The following is a 20,477-nucleotide window of genomic DNA, read 5'->3' as shown; positions in this document are numbered from 1 at the left end:
GGAATTAATTAAAAACTAGATAGACTTTGGAAGATAAAAAAAGTTCAAGAAATGCCAAGAGACGGTGCAGTTTCTGCGGACGTACAGAGGATGAAGTGGGCTTTCTGATAACGGGAGTCAATGGATGTATCTGTGACAGTTGTGCAGAACAGGCACACGAGATTGTAAAGGAGGCGATGCATCAGCAGGGGACAGGAAGCATAGACTTAAACCTGGCAGAGCTCCCTAAGCCGAAAGAAATTAAGGAATTTCTGGATCAGTATGTGATTGGGCAAGATGATGCAAAGCGTTACCTGGCTGTAGCTGTATATAATCATTATAAGCGTTTGCTTCAGCCAAAGGACAAGAATGAGGTGGAGATTGAAAAATCGAACATCATCATGGTTGGAAGTACGGGAACGGGAAAAACTTTGCTGGCAAGGACCATTGCGAAGTTGCTTCACGTGCCGTTTACAATTGTAGATGCGACGGTGCTTACCGAAGCTGGTTATGTGGGAGAGGATATTGAAAGTATTCTGACCCGTCTGCTTCAGGTGGCTGATTACAACGTGGAAGAAGCGGAGAGAGGCATCGTTTTCATTGATGAAATTGATAAAATAGCTCGTAAAGGGGACAATCCTTCCATCACTCGTGATGTAAGCGGGGAAGGAGTTCAGCAAGGTTTGCTGAAGTTGCTTGAAGGTTCTGTGGTGAATGTGCCTCCTCAGGGAGGGCGTAAGCATCCGGACCAGAAAATGATTCCGGTCAATACAAAAAACATATTGTTTATTTGTGGGGGAGCTTTTGATGGTATTGAGCGTAAAATTGCGCAACGCTTGAATACGAATGTTGTGGGATATAGCGCAGCAAAGGAGGCTGTAAAGATAGATCGTGGCAATTTGATGCAGTATATTGCTCCTCAGGACTTGAAGTCATTCGGCTTGATTCCTGAAATTATAGGTCGTCTGCCGGTACTTACTTACTTGAACCCGTTGGACCGTACGGCTTTACGCAACATCTTGACAGAACCTAAGAATTCTATCATTAAGCAATATGTGAAGTTGTTCGAAATGGACGGGGTAAAACTGGAGTTTGAACCGGAAGTGTTTGAATATATTGTAGACAAGGCGATAGAATACAAACTGGGAGCACGTGGACTTCGGTCTATTGTGGAAACCATCATGAATGATGTCATGTTTGAGATACCGTCGCAGCATGTCGAACGTTTTGTCGTTACATTGGATTATGCCAAACAGCAGATGGGGAAAGCAAATATTTCTCGTTTGCAGATGGCATGAAAAGAAAAATTTAGTGAGAAATAAAATCTTCCGGCAAAAATATTCATTGAAATATTTGTGTAATATGGAAAGTTGTTTATAACTTTGTTACATGTGGAGACAAAATTCCTACAATAAATGAAAAACTAAATCCAAAGGACAATGACGGAAAATATCAGTTTAGCAGCAGCGCTTAAGAAGTATTTTGGATTCGATACTTTTAAGGGAAATCAAGAGGCGATTATTCGGAACTTATTATCCGGAAAGGATACGTTTGTACTAATGCCGACAGGAGGCGGAAAGTCTTTGTGCTATCAGTTGCCTTCTTTGTTGATGGATGGAACTGCTATTGTGATTTCACCGCTTATTGCCCTGATGAAAAATCAGGTAGATGCTATGCGTAACTTCAGTGAAGAGGATGGCATTGCGCATTTCATTAATTCTTCCTTGACCAAGTCGGCTATTGACCAGGTGAAATCAGATATTATGGCTGGAAAGACAAAGTTGCTGTATGTGGCACCCGAGTCGTTGACTAAGGAAGAGAATGTAGGTTTTCTGAAGCATGTGAAGATTTCTTTCTATGCCGTGGATGAAGCGCACTGTATTTCGGAGTGGGGGCATGATTTCCGTCCGGAGTACCGTCGCATTCGCCCGATAATTAATGAGATAGGAAAGGCTCCTGTAATAGCCTTGACTGCTACTGCTACTCCAAAGGTGAAGATGGATATCCAGAAAAACCTGGGGATGACGGATGCGGTGGAATTCAAATCTTCGTTCAACCGCCCGAACTTATATTATGAAGTTCGTGCCAAGACGGCTAACGTAGACAAGGATATCATCCGTTTTATCAAGCAGAACGAGGGAAAATCTGGGATTATCTATTGTTTGAGTAGAAAAAAAGTGGAAGAACTGGCCGAGATATTGCAGGCCAACGGAATCAAGGCACGTCCTTATCATGCAGGTATGGATTCTGCTACACGCAATGGGAATCAGGATGCTTTCCTGAAAGAAGACATTGATGTGATTGTGGCTACCATAGCCTTTGGTATGGGGATTGATAAGCCAGATGTTCGTTTTGTTATTCATTATGACGTGCCGAAAAGCCTGGAAGGATATTATCAGGAAACCGGACGTGCCGGACGCGACGGAGGCGAAGGTCAGTGCATTACATTCTATTCGAATAAAGACTTGCAGAAACTGGAAAAGTTTATGCAGGGAAAACCAATTTCAGAGCAGGAAATCGGACGTCAGCTGTTGCAGGAAACGGCGGCATACGCAGAATCTTCAGTTTGCCGAAGAAAGATTTTGTTACATTATTTTGGTGAGGAATACACGGAAGATAATTGTGGTAATTGTGATAACTGTTTAAATCCAAAGAAACAAGTGGAGGCTCAGGATTCATTGTGTGCAGTGATTGAAACAATCATTGCTGTAAAAGAAAACTTTAAGCAAGATTATATAATTGACGTATTATTGGGTAAGGAAACATCTGAGGTGCTTGCTCATAAACATGAAGATTTGGAAGTGTTTGGCTCAGGTATGGGAGAAGATGAACGGTTGTGGAATGCAGTCATTCGTCAGGCGCTCATTGCCGGGTATCTGACCAAAGATGTAGAGAACTATGGATTATTGAAAGTAACTCCGGAAGGACATAAGTTCCTGAAGAAGCCTAAGTCATTCAAGATTGTAGAAGATACTGACTTTGAAGAGGAAGAAGTGGATGAAACCCCGATGAGAAGTGGTGCTTCATGTGCGGTCGATCCGGTACTTTATTCCATGTTGAAAGACTTGCGGAAGAAAATGTCCAAGAAGCTGGATGTTCCTCCATACGTAATATTTCAGGATCCTTCACTGGAAGCGATGGCTACAATCTATCCAGTAACTTTGGAAGAATTGCAAAATATTCCAGGAGTAGGAGCTGGAAAAGCCAAACGTTATGGGCAGGAATTCTGCGAATTGATTAAGAAGCATTGCGAGGAGAATGAAATAGACCGTCCGGAAGATTTGCGGGTACGTACAGTCGCTAATAAGTCTAAGCTGAAGGTTTCTATCATTCAGAGTATTGACCGTAAAGTGGCATTGGATGATATTGCGGTCGCAAAAGGTATTGAGTTTGGAGAATTGCTTGATGAAATAGAAGCCATTGTCTATTCGGGTACGAAACTGAATATCGATTATTTCCTGAATGAAATTATGGATGAAGACCACATGCAGGATATTTACGATTATTTTAAAGAATCGACAACTGATAAGATTGACGATGCAATGGATGAGTTGGGAGATGATTATACGGAAGATGAGATTCGTCTGGTGCGCATCAAGTTTATTTCGGAAATGGCAAACTGACCAGAAGATAGATTCTTTTTTTTCTGATACATGCGGCCGGTGGCGTATACTTGATACGTTACCGGTCGCATTTTTTCTGAATACTGATGGCGCTTCTGAAAAAGATGTTAATTAACACGTAATTCTGAACAAAATTCGTATATTTGCACGCAATAAAATCTAAAGCATAAAGCCCTATGTCATTTATTGCAGATAAAGTTGTAATGGACGGATTAACTTACGATGATGTATTGTTGATTCCGGCCTATTCAGAGGTATTACCTAAAACAGTCGAACTCACGACTAAGTTTTCACGTAACATTGAGTTGAAAATTCCGTTTGTAACCGCGGCTATGGATACGGTTACTGAAGCACAAATGGCAATTGCGATTGCCCGTGAAGGCGGTATCGGTGTGATTCATAAGAACATGTCTATTCAAGAGCAGGCTCGTCAGGTAGCTATTGTAAAGCGTGCTGAAAATGGAATGATTTATGACCCTGTAACCATAAAAAGAGGTTCTGTCGTAAAGGATGCACTTGATTTGATGGCTGAATACAAGATTGGTGGTATTCCTGTAGTGGATGATGAGAATTACTTGGTAGGTATTGTGACCAACCGTGATTTGCGTTTTGAGAAAGATATGAACAAACGCATCGACGAAGTGATGACAAAGGAGAATATCGTGACTGCAGAGCCGGGAACAGATATGGAAACTGCAGCAAATATTCTGCAGGAGAATAAAATAGAAAAACTTCCTGTGGTAGATAAAAACGGTAAACTGATAGGTTTGATTACCTACAAGGACATCACGAAAGCCAAAGACAAACCAATGGCATGTAAAGACTCAAAGGGTCGTTTGCGTGTAGCGGCTGGTGTGGGTGTGACAAATGATACATTTGATCGTATTGAAGCATTGGTAAATGCCGGAGCAGATGCCATCGTAATTGATACAGCTCATGGACATTCAATGTATGTCATTGAAAAATTGAGAGAAGCTAAGAAACGTTTCCCGGACATTGACATCGTGGTAGGTAATGTAGCTACCGGTGAGGCTGCAAAGATGCTGGTAGAAGCGGGGGCAGATGCCGTGAAGGTAGGTATCGGTCCGGGTTCTATTTGTACGACTCGTGTGGTAGCCGGTGTGGGAGTTCCTCAGCTGACAGCCGTATATGATGTAGCCAAAGCCTTGGAAGGAACGGGTGTTCCTTTGATTGCTGATGGTGGTTTGCGTTATTCTGGTGATGTAGTAAAAGCATTGGCAGCTGGTGGTTATAGCGTAATGATTGGTTCATTGGTTGCCGGTACGGAAGAATCTCCGGGTGATACTATTATTTTCAATGGCCGTAAGTTTAAGTCATATCGTGGAATGGGTTCTTTGGAAGCGATGGAAAATGGCTCAAAAGACCGTTATTTCCAGAGTGGAACGACCGACGTAAAGAAATTGGTTCCGGAAGGTATTGCTGCCCGTGTGCCGTATAAAGGATCTTTGTACGAAGTAATCTATCAGTTGGTTGGAGGTTTGCGTGCAGGTATGGGATATTGTGGTGCCCATAATATTATGGAACTGCACAATGCGAAGTTTACCCGCATCACCAATGCCGGAGTTTTGGAAAGCCATCCGCACGATGTTTCCATTACCAGTGAAGCGCCTAACTATAGCCGTCCTCAATAATTTTTATTGAAAGAATACAAATCAATCATTCTAGCTTTGTGCGGTGCTTCAGTCAACGTAATCGCATAATGCTGGAATGATTTTTTTATATCCTGTTTTAAATTTGTCAGTCATGCGTCGAAATATTTTGTTATGCTTGTGTTTGGAGGTCTTTTCGTGCCTGAATGCCTTTTCAGAAGATGGGAATGTGCTTCTTCGTATCAATGATGATAAGACCTCTGTGGAAGAGTTTGAACATTATTACGCACAGGCTTATCCTGTAACTAAAATATCGGAAGAAAGATTCCTGACGCATTTCTTGTACTTCAAGTTGAAGGTCGCTGATGCCAAGAGGCAAGGTTGGGATACTTTGCCTGATTTCCGTTTGCAGTGCCGAGCTCTTCAGGAGAAAGCTTTAAAGTCAATGGGGAAAGGACAGGAAAAGAAAATGTTTCGTCCAGACAGATGGGTTAAGTTTCGTCAGATATCTATTCCATTGCCACAACATGCTTCTTCTTTGCAGGAACGTCAGGCCAGACAAACCATGGATTCTATTTATGCAGCCTTACAGCAAGGAGCTTCATTTGATAGGTTGTCACAGTTATATGCAGCAGATGCTAAAGTTTTACCTTATCAGAGTGAAGACTGGATTCCTGAGGTGTGTTTGGTGAAAGAGTTTACAGAACAATTGAATCATCTGCAAATTGGAACTTATACATCTCCTTTTTTTTCTCCGTTGGGCATACACATATTGCAATTGGAGGGGCGGGAACAAGGAACTGTCCCGTCTGGAGTGACAGGTCTGGATTTTATGAAATCTCAGTCGGGATTTGATTTGGATTTTTGGAATTTACCTGATTCGGTTCGGATGAGATTGGAGCAGGTGGCTGACGGTTTGCTGGCCACTTATTGGGATATTCGTCATGCTGCGTCTGACCATGCTGTTATATCCAAAATGGATTTGCAAGCCTATTTTGAGGCGCATAGAAAGGATTATGCTTGGGATTTGCCTCATTTTAAAGGAGGAGTTGTTCATTGTAAGAATAAAAAGATTGCTTCGAGATTAAAGAAATTGTTGAAAAAGTTGCCAATGGAGAACTGGAAGGATGCTTTGTCGGTTTGGGCAAAAGAAAATCCTGAGTTTTCAGCTATCATAGAGACCGGTTTGTTCCAAATAGGAGTGAATGCTTATGTAGATAAGCTGGCCTTTAAGTGCGGTCATTACACGCCGCGTATGGATTACCCCTATTCATTTGTTTTGGGAAAGCGTTTAAAGAAAGGTCCGGAAGATTTTACCGATGTGCGTGAGTCTGTGTTGCGTGACTATCGTTTGCAGATGGAAAAAACGCATTTAGCGGAATTAAGTCAGAAATTCAAGATTGAAATAAACCAAGACATTTTAAAAACCGTTAATTGTTGCGGAAAAAAGTAATTAATGCCGTATCTTCGTCCGTTGTAATGTAACGGACCAAACAAATCAAATAGACAGAAAATGAATAAATTGATTATGACTGGTGTCTTGGCTTTCTTATTTGCCTTGACAGGAACAGTACCCACGATGGCACAAGATAATGTGATTGATGAAGTGGTGTGGGTTGTCGGCGATGAAGCCATTTTGAAATCGGATGTAGAAAATGAACGTTTGAATGCTCAGTATGAAGGGCGTCGTTTTGGCGGTGACCCTTATTGTGTGATACCGGAAGAACTGGCCGTACAGAAACTGTTCCTTCATCAGGCGGAAATTGATAGTATTGAGGTGAGCGATCAGGAAGTGCTTCAGGAGGTGGAGTCACGAATTGCCTGGCTTACCGAACAGATTGGTTCAAAGGAAAAGTTGGAGGAATACTATAACAAGACTTCCACACAAATTCGGGAGATGTTGCGTGAGAATATCCGTGACGGGCTGACCGTACAGGCGATGCAGAAAAAGATTGTGGGAGACATCAAGCTGACTCCGGCAGAAGTGCGAAATTATTTCAGCCGTCTGCCACAGGATAGCATTCCTTTTGTTCCGACCCAGGTAGAGGTGCAGATTATTACACGTGAACCTAAGATTAAGGACGAAGAAATTGAACGGGTAAAGAAAGAGTTGCGTGAATTTACGGAACGTATCAACAAGGGAGAAACAACGTTCTCTACTTTGGCACGTATGTATTCCGAAGACCCGGGTTCTGCTCGTCGTGGAGGTGAATATGGCTTTACAGGGCGTGGAGAGCTGACTCCGGAATTTGCCAATGTGGTATTTAATTTGACAGACCCTAAGAAAATCTCAAAAGTATTCCAGACGGAATATGGTTATCATATTGCGCAGTTAATTGAAAAGCGTGGCGACCGTGTAAGCTACCGTCATATCTTGATTAAGCCGCGTGTGGATGAAGCGGAAATTGAAGCTGAACTGAACAAGTTGGATACGTTGGCCAATGATATCCGGAAGGGGAAAGTGACGTTTGATGAAGCAGCAATGTGGGTGTCACAAGATAAGGATACGCGTAACAACCACGGTTTGCTGGCTAACCCTCAGACTTCTACTTCCCGTTTTGAAATGCAACAACTCGCTGGACTGGTTTCACAGGAAGTGGCCAAGAAGGTAGAAGGTATGCAGATTGGAGAGGTTTCTCAGCCGTTTACCATGATTAACGCGAAAGGAAAGGAAGTGTGTGCCATTGTGAAACTGAAAAACCGTATTGAGGGTCACAAAGCTACGATTGCAGAAGACTATCAACGTTTGAAAGATATTGTGACAGCCAACCGCAGCGAGGAAAAATTGCAGAAATGGATTGTAGAGAAACAGAAAAATACATACGTACGGATTAATCCATCTTGGCGTAAATGTGATTTTAAATATCCGGGATGGATTAAACAGTGATGAGAATACCTGTACATGAAACAGAAAACAGATAAAAAATCAGACCGTGTGAGAATGCACCGTTTTCTGCCGGTCGTGGCGTTTTGTTTGACTATACTGAGTCTTTCGGCTCAGGGAGGACTTTCTGTTCTTCAGCATCCAGTAAAGCAGGAACAAACACAAACTTCATCGAAGAATACACCGAAAAAAACGGATTTAAAGCAACGTCCTGTAGCTAAAAGCAAGGTCTATTTGCTGCATTCTGATTTGTTGCGGAAGGATGCCCAGCATCCGGATGCACAGATTGTGACGGGCAATGTGGAGTTCCGCCACGACAGTGTATACATGTATTGTGACAGTGCTTGTTATTATGACAAGGTTAGCAGCTTTGAGGCCTTTGGCAATGTGAAGATGGTACAAGGAGATACCTTGTTTCTATATGGCGACCGCTTGTACTATGACGGATTGACTCAGATTGCAGAAATGCGCTGTAATGTGCGTATGGAAAACCGTACTACTACGTTGCTGACCGATAGCTTGAATTACGATCGGGTATACAATCTGGGATATTTCTTTGATGGAGGAACGTTGATGGATGAACAGAATGTGCTGACGTCGGAATGGGGAGAATATAGTCCGCAGACCAAACAGTCTGTATTTAATTACAATGTGAAACTGGTCAATCCTCAGTTTACGTTGACCTCAGATACCTTGCGTTACAATACAGCGTCGAAGGTAGCCGATATTGTGGGGCCCTCTGATATTTGGAGTGATGCCAACCACATTTATTCGGAAAAAGGCACCTATAATACTGTAACGGGAAAGGCTGATTTGTATGAGCGTTCCGTTTTGACCAATCAAGGAAAGCAGTTGACGGGGGATACACTTTTCTACGACCGTAATACAGGAGTGGGAGAAGCGTTCAGCCGGATGGTAATGACGGATACAATCAATCGAAACATGTTGACGGGAGAATACGGTTATTATAATGAACAGAAGGATTATGCTTTTGCAACAGACAGTGCCGTAGCCATAGACTATTCGCAGGGAGACAGTTTGTTCTTGCATGCAGATACGTTACTGATGGAGACTTTTCATCAAAATACAGATTCAATGTTTCGGGAGATGCGTGCATTTCATAAAGTGCGCTTCTATCGTACAGACGTGCAAGGAACAGCTGATTCACTGGTATTTTCTACCGTGGACAGTTGTCTGACGATGTATCGTGATCCTATTATCTGGAATAAGAATCAACAGCTTCTAGGAGAGGTGATAAAGGTTTACATGAACGACAGTACCATTGACTGGTCGCACATCATCGGACAAGCGCTTTCTGTAGAGAAAGTGGATTCTACCGTTTATAATCAGGTGACAGGAAAAGAAATGAAATCCTATTTTGTCGGTGGAGAGATGCGAAAGACGGAAGTGATAGGTTCGGTACGAGTGGTGTATTATCCGATGGATTCTGACAGTACGTTAATCGGAATGAATGTTTCGGAAACCAGTAAACTTGAAATCTATCTGCAAAATCGGAAAATAGAGCGAATGGTAATGAGTCCGAAGTCGAATGGAGTATTGTATCCGATGACGCAGATTCCGGCAGGGAAGGACCGTCTGGAAAATTTTGTGTGGTTTGATTATATTCGTCCGCAAAATAAGGCCGATATCTTTAACTGGAGAGGAAAACGTGTGGAAGATCAGCTGAAAAAGAATGTACGTGGTCCAGTCGTTTTGCCAAATAGCCGTTTGTTTGAGAAAAAGAAGGAGGAATAAGATATGGGAATGTTTACAATGAGAAAGCCTCGCGGATTTCGTCATGAGTACATTTACGTAGACGAACGCAAGGAAAAACTGCAGAAAATAGAAGAGACAGCCAAGCGCGAACTGGGAATGCTTCCTCCGAAGGAGTTTAATCCGGAAGACATTCGTGGAAAGTTCGTAGAAGGAACGACCTACCTGAAACGCCGTAAAGAAAGCGGGCGTAAACCTCTGAGCTATGGAGTCATGTTTGTGGCCATTGTAGTCTTGCTTTATATTTTACATTATCTGATTACGGGAGAATTTACGTTATGACCTCGGGAGATGTAATTCGTTTGTTGCCGGATTCGGTAGCTAACCAAATTGCGGCTGGCGAGGTGATACAACGTCCCGCGTCTGTTATAAAGGAACTGGTGGAAAATGCCGTAGATGCGGGTGCGAAGAATATAGAAGTGCTGGTGACTGACGCAGGAAAGACTTGTATTCGGGTGATTGATGATGGGAAAGGTATGTCGGAAACGGATGCCCGAATGGCTTTTGAACGTCATGCCACTTCCAAGATTCGTGAGGCTGCCGATTTGTTTGCCCTCCATACCATGGGATTTCGTGGTGAAGCACTGGCCTCTATTGCGGCTGTAGCACAGGTAGAACTGAAAACCTGTTGTAATGGAGACGGATTGGGTACTTGTATCCAGATTTCCGGTTCTCAGGTGGAAAAACAGGAGGCTGTGGCTTGCCAGCAAGGAAGTGATTTTTCTGTCAAGAATCTGTTTTTCAATGTACCGGCCCGTCGGAAATTCCTAAAATCCAATCAGACGGAGTTAAGTAATATTGTGGCTGAATTTGAACGGATTGCATTGGTCAATCCGGATATCTCGTTCGTATTGAGCCATAACGGTACAGAAATGTTGAATTTGCCGGCTATTCCTTTGCGCCAGCGTATCATGGGTGTATTCGGGAAGAAATTGAATCAGGAACTTTTGTCTTTGGATATCAATACGACAATGGTAAAGATTCATGGTTACATCGGTCGTCCGGAGTCAGCTCGTAAGAAAGGTTTCCGCCAATTCTTTTTCGTGAACGGACGTTATATGCGACATCCTTATTTTCATAAGGCTGTGGCCAGTGCATACGAAAATTTAATACCTGTAGGAGAGCAGGTTTCTTATTTTATTTATTTTGAGGTGTCTCCTTCAGATATTGATGTCAATATTCACCCTACCAAGACCGAAATTAAGTTTGAGAATGAGCAAGCCGTATGGCAGATACTTTCTGCCGCTGTGAAGGAAACTTTAGGACGTTTCAATGCGGTGCCTTCCATTGACTTTGATACGGAGGGTATGCCGGATATTCCTGCTTTTGAGAATTCTCCTTATACGGTGGCTCCTCCTCCTACAAGCTTTGATCCTTCTTACAATCCATTCAATACGTCGGCTGTTCCTCCTTCTGCATATTCATCGGCTTCAGGCAGACATGCGGATACGACTTTGGATTTAGGACAGGAGCAAGAATGGATACCTTCTTCCAATGAAAATGAAGTTTCTGCCCGTTCTTCGATGAATCGGAGAGACTCACTGCCAGGTTTTGGGCGAAGCGGTAATTATACTCCTTCTTTTGGCGGACATAAGAATCGGGTTGAATGGGAGCCTTTGTTTGAGGGTTTGGAAAGAAATGTAACTGTTCAGCCGGAGGAGGAAATAAAACCGGCTTATGAAGAATCAGCTGTATGGGAAGAAGGGGCACAAGTTGAAAATACGTCATCGCCAGTGGTTGGAGAGGAGAAAGAGAAACTTCCATTGGAAAATTCCATGCGTCATTATCAGTATAAGGGGAGTTTTATTCTGACTTCTGTAAAGTCGGGGTTGATGATTATCAATCAACAGCGGGCACATGTTCGGATTCTTTTTGAACGCTATATGGCTCAGATAGAGAACCGGAAAAATACTTCTCAGCGTATACTTTTTCCAGATATGGTACATTTCTCGCCCTCAGAGATTCCGATGCTCGAGGAATGTATGGATGATTTGAATGCGTTGGGCTTTGAACTCAGCAGTCTGGGAGGAGGTACTTATGCCATCAATGGGATTCCGGCAGGAATTGAAGGGTTGAATCCGGAGAAACTGGTAACAGACATGGTACATACGGCTATTGAAAAAGGCTGTAAGGTGAAAGAAGAAGTACAGAATATGCTGGCGCTTTCGCTGGCAAAAGCTGCGGCTATCGTGCCGGGACAGATTTTGACAGACGAAGAAATGAATCGACTGGTAGATGATTTGTTTGCCGTGTCAACTCCGAACTACACGCCTGACGGAAAGACTGTATTGGCTGTATTGAAAGAAGAGGACTTGGAAAAGATGTTTAAATAAGACTGTTAAGCTGATAAAGAGACCTTGTACATACTCTCTTTAAATTAAGAATAAGGGTGTGCAGACCTTTTTAAAGTATCAGGTAAAATCCGGATTTCAGAGAGTGGAATTCGGATTTTATTGTATATTTGTTTGTAAAAAGTTAAATCTGAATACCATGAAAAAAAATTTGATTCTCTCAGTATGGGGTAGTTGCTTATTGGCAGCTTGCACCTCTTCTCCTCAGTATAATTTGTCTGGCACATTGACCGGTGTGCAAAGTGATACTTTGCTGGTGCGTTCATTTGAGATTAACCCATCCACTGAACGACAGGTTGTGAACGACACGGCAGTGCCCTTGAAAGATGGAAAGTTTGCACTTCAACTGGAGTGTTCGGTTCTAAAACAAGTAGTGATTATGGAAAAACCGTCTTTGACTCCTGATATGCAAGGACGTATCCCAGCCATTTCGATGGATGCAATATCTTTTGTTCTGCTTCCAGGAAAGGAGGTGGTAGTAAATGGTTCGTTGGATGGATATACATTGGCAGGTGATACATTTTATGATACTTACAGTCAGTTGCTTGCGAAGCAGAATGTATATGAACATAAATTGGACTCATTGAGGAGGGTTTGTAGAGAAATGGAGCTGAAAGGAGTTGCGGAAGACTCTCTTCGTCAGGTATATATGCCGGCCGAAGAGTGGGAACGGGCGATGATTGGAATCTCTACTGATTATATTCGGAAGCATCCGGATCAGGATTTGTCTGTTTTCTTGTTGTCACAGACTCCTTTGAAACTGGAAGTTGTAGACTCCTTGTTGGGTATGCTTTCAGAAACAGTCCGTACAGGGGTGATGCAACCTTTGTATCAAATCATCCAGATGGAATGCGAAAAGGGGAAAGCTCGTCAGCAGGTTATGGAGAAAGTAAAGGAAGGAATGCCTGCTCCCGACTTTACCTTGAAAGATATTCAGGGAAATGAATTCTCACTTGCTTCAATGAAAGGAAAATATGTAATACTGGATTTTTGGGGAAGTTGGTGTGGATGGTGTATCAAAGGTTTACCTGATATGAAAGAAGCATACCGGAAGCACAAGAATGAGGTGGTGTTTGTGGGAATAGATTGTAATGATACGGAAGAAAAATGGAAAGCGGCGGTGGTAGAACATGGGATACCTTGGGTGAATGTTCGAAATACCGGACAGCCGGATGTGGCAGTAATGTATGGAGTATCAGGTTATCCAACCAAGATTGTAATTGACCGTCAAGGAAATATTTTGAAGAGAATGGTGGGGGAGAGTGAGGACTTCTATAACTATTTGGATGAGATATTGAAATAATTCTGTGTATAGTGTTTAATGGCTCATTGGTATGTGGTATCTGCATATCAATGAGTTTTTTTGTGTCTGTCATTAAAAAAAGGAAAATCTGAATAGTCTCTCTCCTTTTCTGAATAATCGCGTAAGTAGCTGACAGACTATCTTTGCTTCAGATTAAGAAACGAAAAAACATGAAGCAATTAGTAGTCATTTTAACTTCCTTGTTCACGTGGGTTCCTGTCTTGGCGCAGCGCACGCTCACGTTGGAAGAGTGCCTGAGAATAGGTATCGAGAACAATCTTTCGTTGGCTAGCAGTCGCAATGAACTGCGGAAAGCCAAGCATCTGCTCAGCGAGAACCGGGCGAAGTTGTTGCCACAAATCAATGCGGTAGCTGGATTTAACGACAATTTTAATCCTCCCGTATCAGTCACCGATGGTTCGGCATACGGCAATCCCTACAACGTGACCAAGACGCTGCAATACAATGCGTCGGCAGGTTTGCAGTTGCAGATGCCGCTTTACAACCAGACGGTGTACACAGCCATTGACATTGCCCGTACGATGAACGAGCTGAACCGCTTGTCGTACGAAAAAGCGCGGGAGGACTTGGTGCTGCAAATCAGTAAGATGTATTACCTGGGGCAGAACACGGTGGAACAGCTGGCCCTGATTCAGGAAAACCGGGTGCGGTTGCAGGAGTTGCGCGACATTACCCAGGCATTCTTCGACAACGGCATGGCCATGGAGGTGGACGTGAAGCGGGTCAATATCAACTTGGAGAACCTGCAGGTGCAGTATGACAATGCGAAGTCGATGCTGGTGCAGCAATTGAACCTGTTGAAATACGTGATGGACTATCCGGCGGAAGAGGAGATTGCCTTGACGCCGGTGAATCCAGAGCAGGTGGAATCGGTCTCCTTGACCGGACTGCGCAGCGATTTGTATGAATTGCAGCTGCTGGAATCTCAAAAGAAACTGACCGGACAGCAGAAAGATTTGATTCGTCAAGGCTATCTTCCTTCGCTGAGCCTGACAGGGAGCTGGATGTATTCGGCATACACCGACAAGGCTCGTCATTGGTTTCATTCCGGCCCTTCCAACCACTGGTATCCGTCCAGCGGGTTGGGGCTGACTCTCCGTGTGCCGATTTTCGACGGGTTGGACAAGCGGGCGCGCATCCGGAAGGCCCAAATTGATGAGGAGAACGCCCGGCTGAACTACGAAAATATGCGGAAGAATATGGAGACGCAGTATCTGAATGCCACGAACGACCTGATGAACAACCAGCGTAATTTCCAGAAGCAGAAAGACAATTACCTGCTGGCCGAAGAGGTCTATCAGGTGACGACCGACCGCTACCGGGAGGGTATCGCTTCCATGACGGAGGTTCTTCAGGATGAAATGCGCATGAGCGAGGCACAGAACAATTACCTCAGTGCACACTACAACTATCAGGTGGCCAACCTGACCTTGCTGAAACTGACAGGCCAACTGGACCGCCTGTTTCAGACAAATACCACTCATTGATTCACTTTAAATATGCATCGTATATGAAAACTACAAATCATACGCTTCAGGAAAAAGCCTTGAAATTGAAAAAACAACGTCGTCGCCAGCTGCTGGCCAGTCTTTTGGGAATCGTTCTCCTTTTGTGGGGAGTGGTCGAAGTGGTCTGCATGTTTTTGGACTACAAGCATACGGAAACGAGCAACGACGCACAGGTGGAACAATATATCTCTCCGGTAAACCTGAGAGCATCGGGATACATCAAGAAAATTTATTTTACCGAGCATCAACAGGTGAATAAAGGAGATACGCTCCTGGTGTTGGACGACAGGGAGTACCGGATTCGGGTGATGGAGGCAGAAGCCGCACTGAAAGATGCGATGGCGGGAGCTACCGTGATGGATGCCACCTTGCAGACCACACAGACCACGGCTTCGGTCTATGAGGCTTCGATTGCCGAGATTGAAATCCGTCTGGCCAAGTTGGAGAAAGACCGCCAGCGGTACGAGAATCTGCTAAAGCGCAATGCGGCAACTCCGATTCAGCTGGAACAGATTGAAACGGAATACGAGGCTACCCGCAAAAAACTGGAAGCGACCCGACGTCAGCAGCGGGCGGCTATGTCGGGTGTCAAGGAGGTGTCTAACCGGAAGGAGAGTACGGAGGCCGCCATACAGCGGGCGAAGGCGGCTTTGGAGATGGCCCGCCTGAATCTCTCCTATACGGTGGTGCTGGCTCCTTGTGACGGGAAACTGGGACGCCGGGCCTTGGAAGAAGGGCAGTACATCACTGCCGGACAAAGTGTGACGTACATTCTTCCGGACAGTCAGAAATGGATTGTGGCCAATTACAAGGAAACGCAGGTAGAGAACCTGAGGTTGGGGCAGGAAGTACGGATTGCCGTCGATGCCCTCAGTGGTCGGGAGTTTACCGGAAAGATTACGGCCATCTCCGGAGCCACCGGTTCCAAGTATTCGCTGGTACCTACCGACAATTCTGCCGGCAACTTTGTCAAGATTCAGCAGCGTATTCCGGTGCGCATTGATTTTACGGATTTGTCCGAGGAAGACAATGCCCGTCTGGCTGCCGGAATGATGGTGGTCGTTAAGGCCAAATTGTGAGTGTCACGTTTTCATGGATTCCTTTAAAAGTAGAATTATGCCTTCCTGTCCTAAAAATTATCCGTTTTATAACTGGGTGCCCAAACCGCTGGGCATCCTGATTCTGGTCCTACTTTTTGTGCCGATTCTGACGGCTAGCGGGGTTTATACTGCCAACAGTGGGGAAATGCTCAGTGGACTGGGCATCCAGTCGGAACATATTCAGTTTGTCGGTTTTCTCACCTCTGTAGGAATGGCTGCCTTTTCGCCCTTCTTCTACGGGCTGGTGTGCCTCCGTCGGGAAAAGATGATGTGCATCGTCGGTTTTTCTTTGCTTTACCTGCTGAGTTACGTCTGCGCCAAGACTGACAGCATTTATGTGCTGGCGGTCTGTAGCGTGGTGATGGGATTTCTGCGGATGGTGCTGATGATGGTCAACCTGTTTACGCTGATCAAGTATGCGTTCGGGATGGAGGCTACTCGTAACATCACGCCCGGAAATGATCCTGTGGATGCAGAAGGATGGGACAAGCTGGACGGAGAGAAAAGCGTCAGCATGCCGACCATCTACCTGTTCTTTATGATCCTCGGACAGTTGGGCACCTCGCTGACTGCCTGGCTGGCATACGAATATGAATGGCAGTACGTCTATTATTTCATGATGGGGGCGTTGTTGCTCTCCATACTGGTGGTGTTTGTCACCATGCCTTACCACACCTATGCCTCGCGCCGTTTCCCCATCACTTTCCGGAAATTCGGGAGCGTGGTGATTTTCTGTCTGATGTGTGCTTCGGTGATTTACGTGCTGGTCTATGGCAAGGTGCTCGACTGGTACGATGACCCTTCTATCTGCTGGGCTACGGGGAGTGCCGTGTGCTTTACGGTTCTCTTTGTGTATATGGAAAAGAAACAGTATTCTCCGTATTTCCTGATGGACATCTTCAAGTTGCGTTCCATCCGGATAGGAATCCTGCTGTTCCTGTTGCTGATGATTTTCAATTCCAGCGCCTTGTTCGTGAACGTGTTTACCGGAGTTGGGATGAAAATCGACAACTGGCAGAATGCGGCATTGAACAACTGGAGCATGGCGGGATATTTCATCGGCTGTGTCATTGCCGTCATGTTGGGACGTAAGGGAGTACATTTGAAATACCTGTTCTCGTTGGGTTTCGTATTGATTGGACTTTCGGCACTGTTCATGTACTTTGAGGTGCAGACTGCTGGCTTGTATGAGCGGATGAAGTATCCGGTCATCATCCGGGCTACGGGAATGATGCTGCTGTATTCGCTGACGGCAGTGTATGCCAACCAGCGGATGCCCTATAAGTATCTTTCTACTTGGATTTGCATTATGCTTACCGTGCGGATGGCGCTGGGCCCCGGTATCGGTACGGCACTTTATACGAACGTGATGCAGCACCGCCAGCAACATTATGTCACCTGTTTCGCACAAGACCGCGACCGGCTGAATCCGGAAGTGTCGGCTTCCTATGCGCAGACGGTACAGGGCATGCAGTATCAGGGTAAGAGCGGGCAGGAAGCCGAACAGATGGCGGCTATGTCGGCAAAGGGAACCGTGCAGGTGCAAGCCACGCTGTCGGCAGTCAAGGAGATGTCCGGCTGGACTTTCTACGGTTGTCTGGGCTGTGCAGTCTTTTTCCTGCTCATCCCCTGGAAGAAAAGGCGGCTGGACAAGATTCCCGCTTCTGTTTCTTGAAGATAGTCATGCGTCACGGAGAGGCCTTTCGTTTCTTAATCTATATTTTCAGCGGGGAATATCTATGGAAGTCTCTGCCGTGACGCTTTTTTTGTGTATCTTCGTACTGGTATAAAAATAACTTGAACCGGTATTATGGCTACACAAACAGAGCGCTTGATGCGCTTGAATCAGGCATTGGTGGAACGAAGGGATATTTGTTGTTCGGAAGGCGTGGTGGAAGCTTTTCCGGCTGTATTGCAGAAAACTTTCCGGATGGATTATCTGGGACTAGTGGTCTGTGAGCAAGGGAGTTTTCAGTTTACGCTGGACCGGAAACCTTTTACGGCGAAAGCCGGAGAAACAGTTTTCTTGTCCGAAGCTACGGAATTTTGTGCCGGAACGTATACAGACGACTTGCGTGTGGATATTTTGTTTTACCGGGTAGACCCTATTCGGGAACTGTTGGGCAGTTCCGTAGTAGCCATGCATCTTTATGCTACGCTGACTCCGGAGCCTTGTTATGTATGGACTACAGGGGAGGAAGAAGACATTGCCCGTTATATCACCCTGATCAGCCGTTACCGGCATGCCGCGGATAATCCTTTCGGCAACCATGAACGGAAACTGTTGCTGCTGGCCCTGACCTATCGGCTCTGTGCCATTTACAGCCGGCGGTTGATGGAAGAGAACAAGGCTGCCGGACACAAGATTGATACCTTTATCCAGCTGATTCGGCTGGTGGAAAAATACTACAAGGAGGAGAGGGGAGTGGCGTTTTATGCTGACAAGCTTTGTTTGACTCCCAAATATCTTTCAGCCTTGTCAAAGTCCGTGTGCGGATATACGGTACAGGAACTGGTGTTTCGGGCCATCATTCGCCGCAGCATGCTCTTGCTGAAGAACTCGAACAAGCCCGTGCAGGAAATAGCCGATGAGTTTCATTTTCCAAATGCGTCCGCTTTTGGGACTTTTTTCAAGAAAGAAACCGGGCTTTCTCCCTTGCATTATCGGTGCGCGGAGGAGCATACAGCATTTCGAGAAGAATAGCAAATTTTTTTATTGCTGATTTTCTGTGGATTAAGACGGGCTGAAAACACATTTACGTTGGGAGGAAAACGCTTGAACATTTTGTTTCAAATATATTTGCGTGTGAGTTGAAACGTCCTTGTGTTTTTTGAATGACCGTTGAAGTGTTTGTACGCAAGGGAAAAAACGGATATAGAAGAATGTACGGACACAAAAAAGGCTGCTTTCCCCGACGAAGAAAGCAGCCTTCTTGTTATTTTTTAGAAGAATGAAACAACAAACGGTCGATTCATCATCAAGTCAAGAATAATGATGTATTGTTCTACCGTTTCTCTTGGAACATCTCCAACGATGAGTGCTTTTATACTTACCGTATTTCCTTCCAGAGTGATTTCAGGAGCATTTCCGAATAAATCGGTATAATCAGAAGTCTGTTCGTCAAATACTTCCTTCAACAGTTGTGCCCAGCTAGCGTTAGGTAAAGTCAGTGTAGTGGTAAAATCTTTGACATAGTTACCATCATATTGTGTATGGATTTCGTATTTGCTGTTGGAAATTCCCATAATGTTGTTGTTGGTATATGTTCCCGTATTGCTGTCGTAAGTACCGAACAATGGAGATTCAGGAAGACTGTCCATATTGCCACTCCATATGTTAATGGCAGTTTTGACGGTTTCTCCATTCTTTCCAACGAAACTATTCAGTTTAAAGAATACAACTTTTCCGTTTTGGCTGCAGGAAATACCCAGCATATCGGCACGTGAGGCCTTGTTGTATTTCAATGCCACTTGTTTGAAAGCATTCAGCTGTCGGAGTGATTGAGACAGAACGGAAGCTTTGCTTGCCTGATAGGAATAGTCGTCACTTTCCAAGTCATCAAATGTTCCGTTATTCAGCATGTTGCAGATGTAGCTGGCTTCAGTTTCATCATCGCATATTACATTGTATACGGCATCGTTGCAAACTCCGTTCTCGAAAGAAAATGCATAGTAAGTAGGATAGTCTGCATCGGGGTCGTCGGGAGTATACGTACTGATACCGTTTTCCAGTGAACCTGACCAGCCTTTCTGAGTCGGTAATGTTTCTTCGACGAGACCTTCTGTAACTCCTTCTGTGGGATCGTCATCGCTGCTACATGAAGTGAGGTTCATGGTCGCACAGAGTGCCATTGCAAGCACGAACAAGTTTGAAAAAAAATGTTTTCTCATAATAAGATGATTTTATGTTGCCGATGGCTTCCTGATTTCGGCTGTTGTGTATGTATAAAAAGGCATGGAAGCTAGCCTTGGTAAATCTGTATTTGTAGGGGAAAGATTGTCCCTTGGCAATGCTTTTTTGTGTATGTTCTGTTTGTTTTTATGACAAATTTATAGCACAATTCTTATTTTGACAAAGAACAGAGCGGTTTTATAGTTGCAATTTTTGACTACATAATATCGGATTCCGACACTTTATTAATGGTTTTGAACAGGCCTGAAAAGAGGATGTTTTTAGGCCTCTTATCGTGACTCTCTTACACGACGACTTATCATGTGTTGGCTTGATTCATTAGTGTCCACTAAAAAATCATAGTAGTTCTTTGAAATTATTGAGATTCAATTTGTTATGAGTAATTTTGGGGAGAACGGATTTGAATTTACTT

Annotated in this window: 14 protein-coding genes; 13 read left to right on the top strand and 1 reads right to left on the bottom strand. The window is 44.4% G+C overall.

Annotated features, from left to right (window positions below):
* Positions 1-26: 26 nt before the first annotated feature.
* The 13 genes from clpX (at position 27) to OCV81_RS12295 (ending at position 18,856) form a co-directional block, all read left to right on the top strand.
* Positions 27-1,277: an ATP-dependent Clp protease ATP-binding subunit ClpX gene (gene clpX / locus OCV81_RS12355; RefSeq protein WP_148330243.1), complete on the top strand. Its 1,251-nt coding sequence runs from the start codon at positions 27-29 to the stop codon at positions 1,275-1,277.
* Between the two features lie 141 nt (positions 1,278-1,418).
* Complete coding sequence (recQ, locus tag OCV81_RS12350) at positions 1,419-3,602, top strand: DNA helicase RecQ (RefSeq protein ID WP_148330242.1); 2,184 nt, start codon at positions 1,419-1,421, stop codon at positions 3,600-3,602.
* A gap of 176 nt (positions 3,603-3,778) precedes the next feature.
* Positions 3,779-5,254 (top strand): IMP dehydrogenase, encoded by a 1,476-nt coding sequence (gene guaB, locus OCV81_RS12345; protein ID WP_148330241.1) that lies wholly within the window; start codon positions 3,779-3,781, stop codon positions 5,252-5,254.
* Positions 5,255-5,366: 112 nt separating this feature from the next.
* Entirely contained in the window at positions 5,367-6,665 is a 1,299-nt protein-coding gene (locus OCV81_RS12340; protein WP_262640345.1) for a peptidyl-prolyl cis-trans isomerase, read from the top strand.
* 75 nt (positions 6,666-6,740) lie between these two features.
* Positions 6,741-8,099, top strand: a complete 1,359-nt coding sequence (locus OCV81_RS12335; RefSeq protein ID WP_148330258.1) for a peptidylprolyl isomerase — start codon at positions 6,741-6,743, stop codon at positions 8,097-8,099.
* A 9-nt stretch (positions 8,100-8,108) separates the two neighbouring features.
* Entirely contained in the window at positions 8,109-9,851 is a 1,743-nt protein-coding gene (locus tag OCV81_RS12330) for an OstA-like protein (RefSeq protein WP_394802541.1), read from the top strand.
* 3 nt (positions 9,852-9,854) lie between these two features.
* A complete protein-coding gene (locus tag OCV81_RS12325; RefSeq protein ID WP_022355012.1) occupies positions 9,855-10,151 on the top strand; it encodes a hypothetical protein in 297 nt (98 codons plus the stop codon).
* On the top strand, positions 10,148-12,202 hold the full coding sequence (gene mutL / locus OCV81_RS12320) for a DNA mismatch repair endonuclease MutL (protein ID WP_148330239.1): 2,055 nt from the start codon (positions 10,148-10,150) through the stop codon (positions 12,200-12,202). Before OCV81_RS12325 ends, mutL begins: the two co-directional genes overlap by 4 nt.
* A gap of 157 nt (positions 12,203-12,359) precedes the next feature.
* Positions 12,360-13,523: a TlpA family protein disulfide reductase gene (locus OCV81_RS12315; protein WP_148330238.1), complete on the top strand. Its 1,164-nt coding sequence runs from the start codon at positions 12,360-12,362 to the stop codon at positions 13,521-13,523.
* Between the two features lie 170 nt (positions 13,524-13,693).
* Positions 13,694-15,031 carry a TolC family protein gene (locus OCV81_RS12310; RefSeq protein WP_148330237.1) on the top strand — a complete coding sequence of 446 codons (1,338 nt, stop codon included), beginning with the start codon at positions 13,694-13,696 and terminating at the stop codon, positions 15,029-15,031.
* Between the two features lie 23 nt (positions 15,032-15,054).
* Positions 15,055-16,131, top strand: a complete 1,077-nt coding sequence (locus OCV81_RS12305; RefSeq protein ID WP_148330236.1) for an HlyD family secretion protein — start codon at positions 15,055-15,057, stop codon at positions 16,129-16,131.
* A gap of 37 nt (positions 16,132-16,168) precedes the next feature.
* Positions 16,169-17,827 carry an efflux MFS transporter permease gene (locus tag OCV81_RS12300; RefSeq protein WP_148330235.1) on the top strand — a complete coding sequence of 553 codons (1,659 nt, stop codon included), beginning with the start codon at positions 16,169-16,171 and terminating at the stop codon, positions 17,825-17,827.
* Positions 17,828-17,962: 135 nt separating this feature from the next.
* Complete coding sequence (locus OCV81_RS12295; protein ID WP_148330234.1) at positions 17,963-18,856, top strand: helix-turn-helix domain-containing protein; 894 nt, start codon at positions 17,963-17,965, stop codon at positions 18,854-18,856.
* Between the two features lie 239 nt (positions 18,857-19,095).
* Here the strand turns inward: OCV81_RS12295 and OCV81_RS12290 are convergent, their stop codons facing one another.
* Positions 19,096-20,043: a hypothetical protein gene (locus OCV81_RS12290; protein WP_148330233.1), complete on the bottom strand. Its 948-nt coding sequence runs from the start codon at positions 20,041-20,043 to the stop codon at positions 19,096-19,098.
* Positions 20,044-20,477: the final 434 nt, after the last annotated feature.

The sequence above is a fragment of the Phocaeicola fibrisolvens genome (assembly GCF_025567125.1).
Taxonomy (GTDB): Bacteria; Bacteroidota; Bacteroidia; order Bacteroidales; family Bacteroidaceae; genus Phocaeicola; species Phocaeicola fibrisolvens.
The sequence above is the reverse complement of the archived record's forward strand: the minus strand, read 5'-3'. Positions and strand labels throughout refer to the sequence as shown.

Bases quoted from the DNA above. Each gene is read 5' to 3' on its own strand.
- OCV81_RS12290 (WP_148330233.1), bottom strand. From the start codon at position 20,043: ATGAGAAAACATTTTTTTTCAAACTTGTTCGTGCTTGCAATGGCACTC.
- OCV81_RS12315 (WP_148330238.1), top strand. From the start codon at position 12,360: ATGAAAAAAAATTTGATTCTCTCAGTATGGGGTAGTTGCTTATTGGCA.
- mutL (WP_148330239.1), top strand. From the start codon at position 10,148: ATGACCTCGGGAGATGTAATTCGTTTGTTGCCGGATTCGGTAGCTAAC.
- OCV81_RS12335 (WP_148330258.1), top strand. From the start codon at position 6,741: ATGACTGGTGTCTTGGCTTTCTTATTTGCCTTGACAGGAACAGTACCC.
- OCV81_RS12310 (WP_148330237.1), top strand. From the start codon at position 13,694: ATGAAGCAATTAGTAGTCATTTTAACTTCCTTGTTCACGTGGGTTCCT.
- guaB (WP_148330241.1), top strand. From the start codon at position 3,779: ATGTCATTTATTGCAGATAAAGTTGTAATGGACGGATTAACTTACGAT.
- OCV81_RS12300 (WP_148330235.1), top strand. From the start codon at position 16,169: ATGCCTTCCTGTCCTAAAAATTATCCGTTTTATAACTGGGTGCCCAAA.
- OCV81_RS12325 (WP_022355012.1), top strand. From the start codon at position 9,855: ATGGGAATGTTTACAATGAGAAAGCCTCGCGGATTTCGTCATGAGTAC.
- OCV81_RS12305 (WP_148330236.1), top strand. From the start codon at position 15,055: ATGAAAACTACAAATCATACGCTTCAGGAAAAAGCCTTGAAATTGAAA.
- OCV81_RS12340 (WP_262640345.1), top strand. From the start codon at position 5,367: ATGCGTCGAAATATTTTGTTATGCTTGTGTTTGGAGGTCTTTTCGTGC.
- OCV81_RS12295 (WP_148330234.1), top strand. From the start codon at position 17,963: ATGGCTACACAAACAGAGCGCTTGATGCGCTTGAATCAGGCATTGGTG.
- recQ (WP_148330242.1), top strand. From the start codon at position 1,419: ATGACGGAAAATATCAGTTTAGCAGCAGCGCTTAAGAAGTATTTTGGA.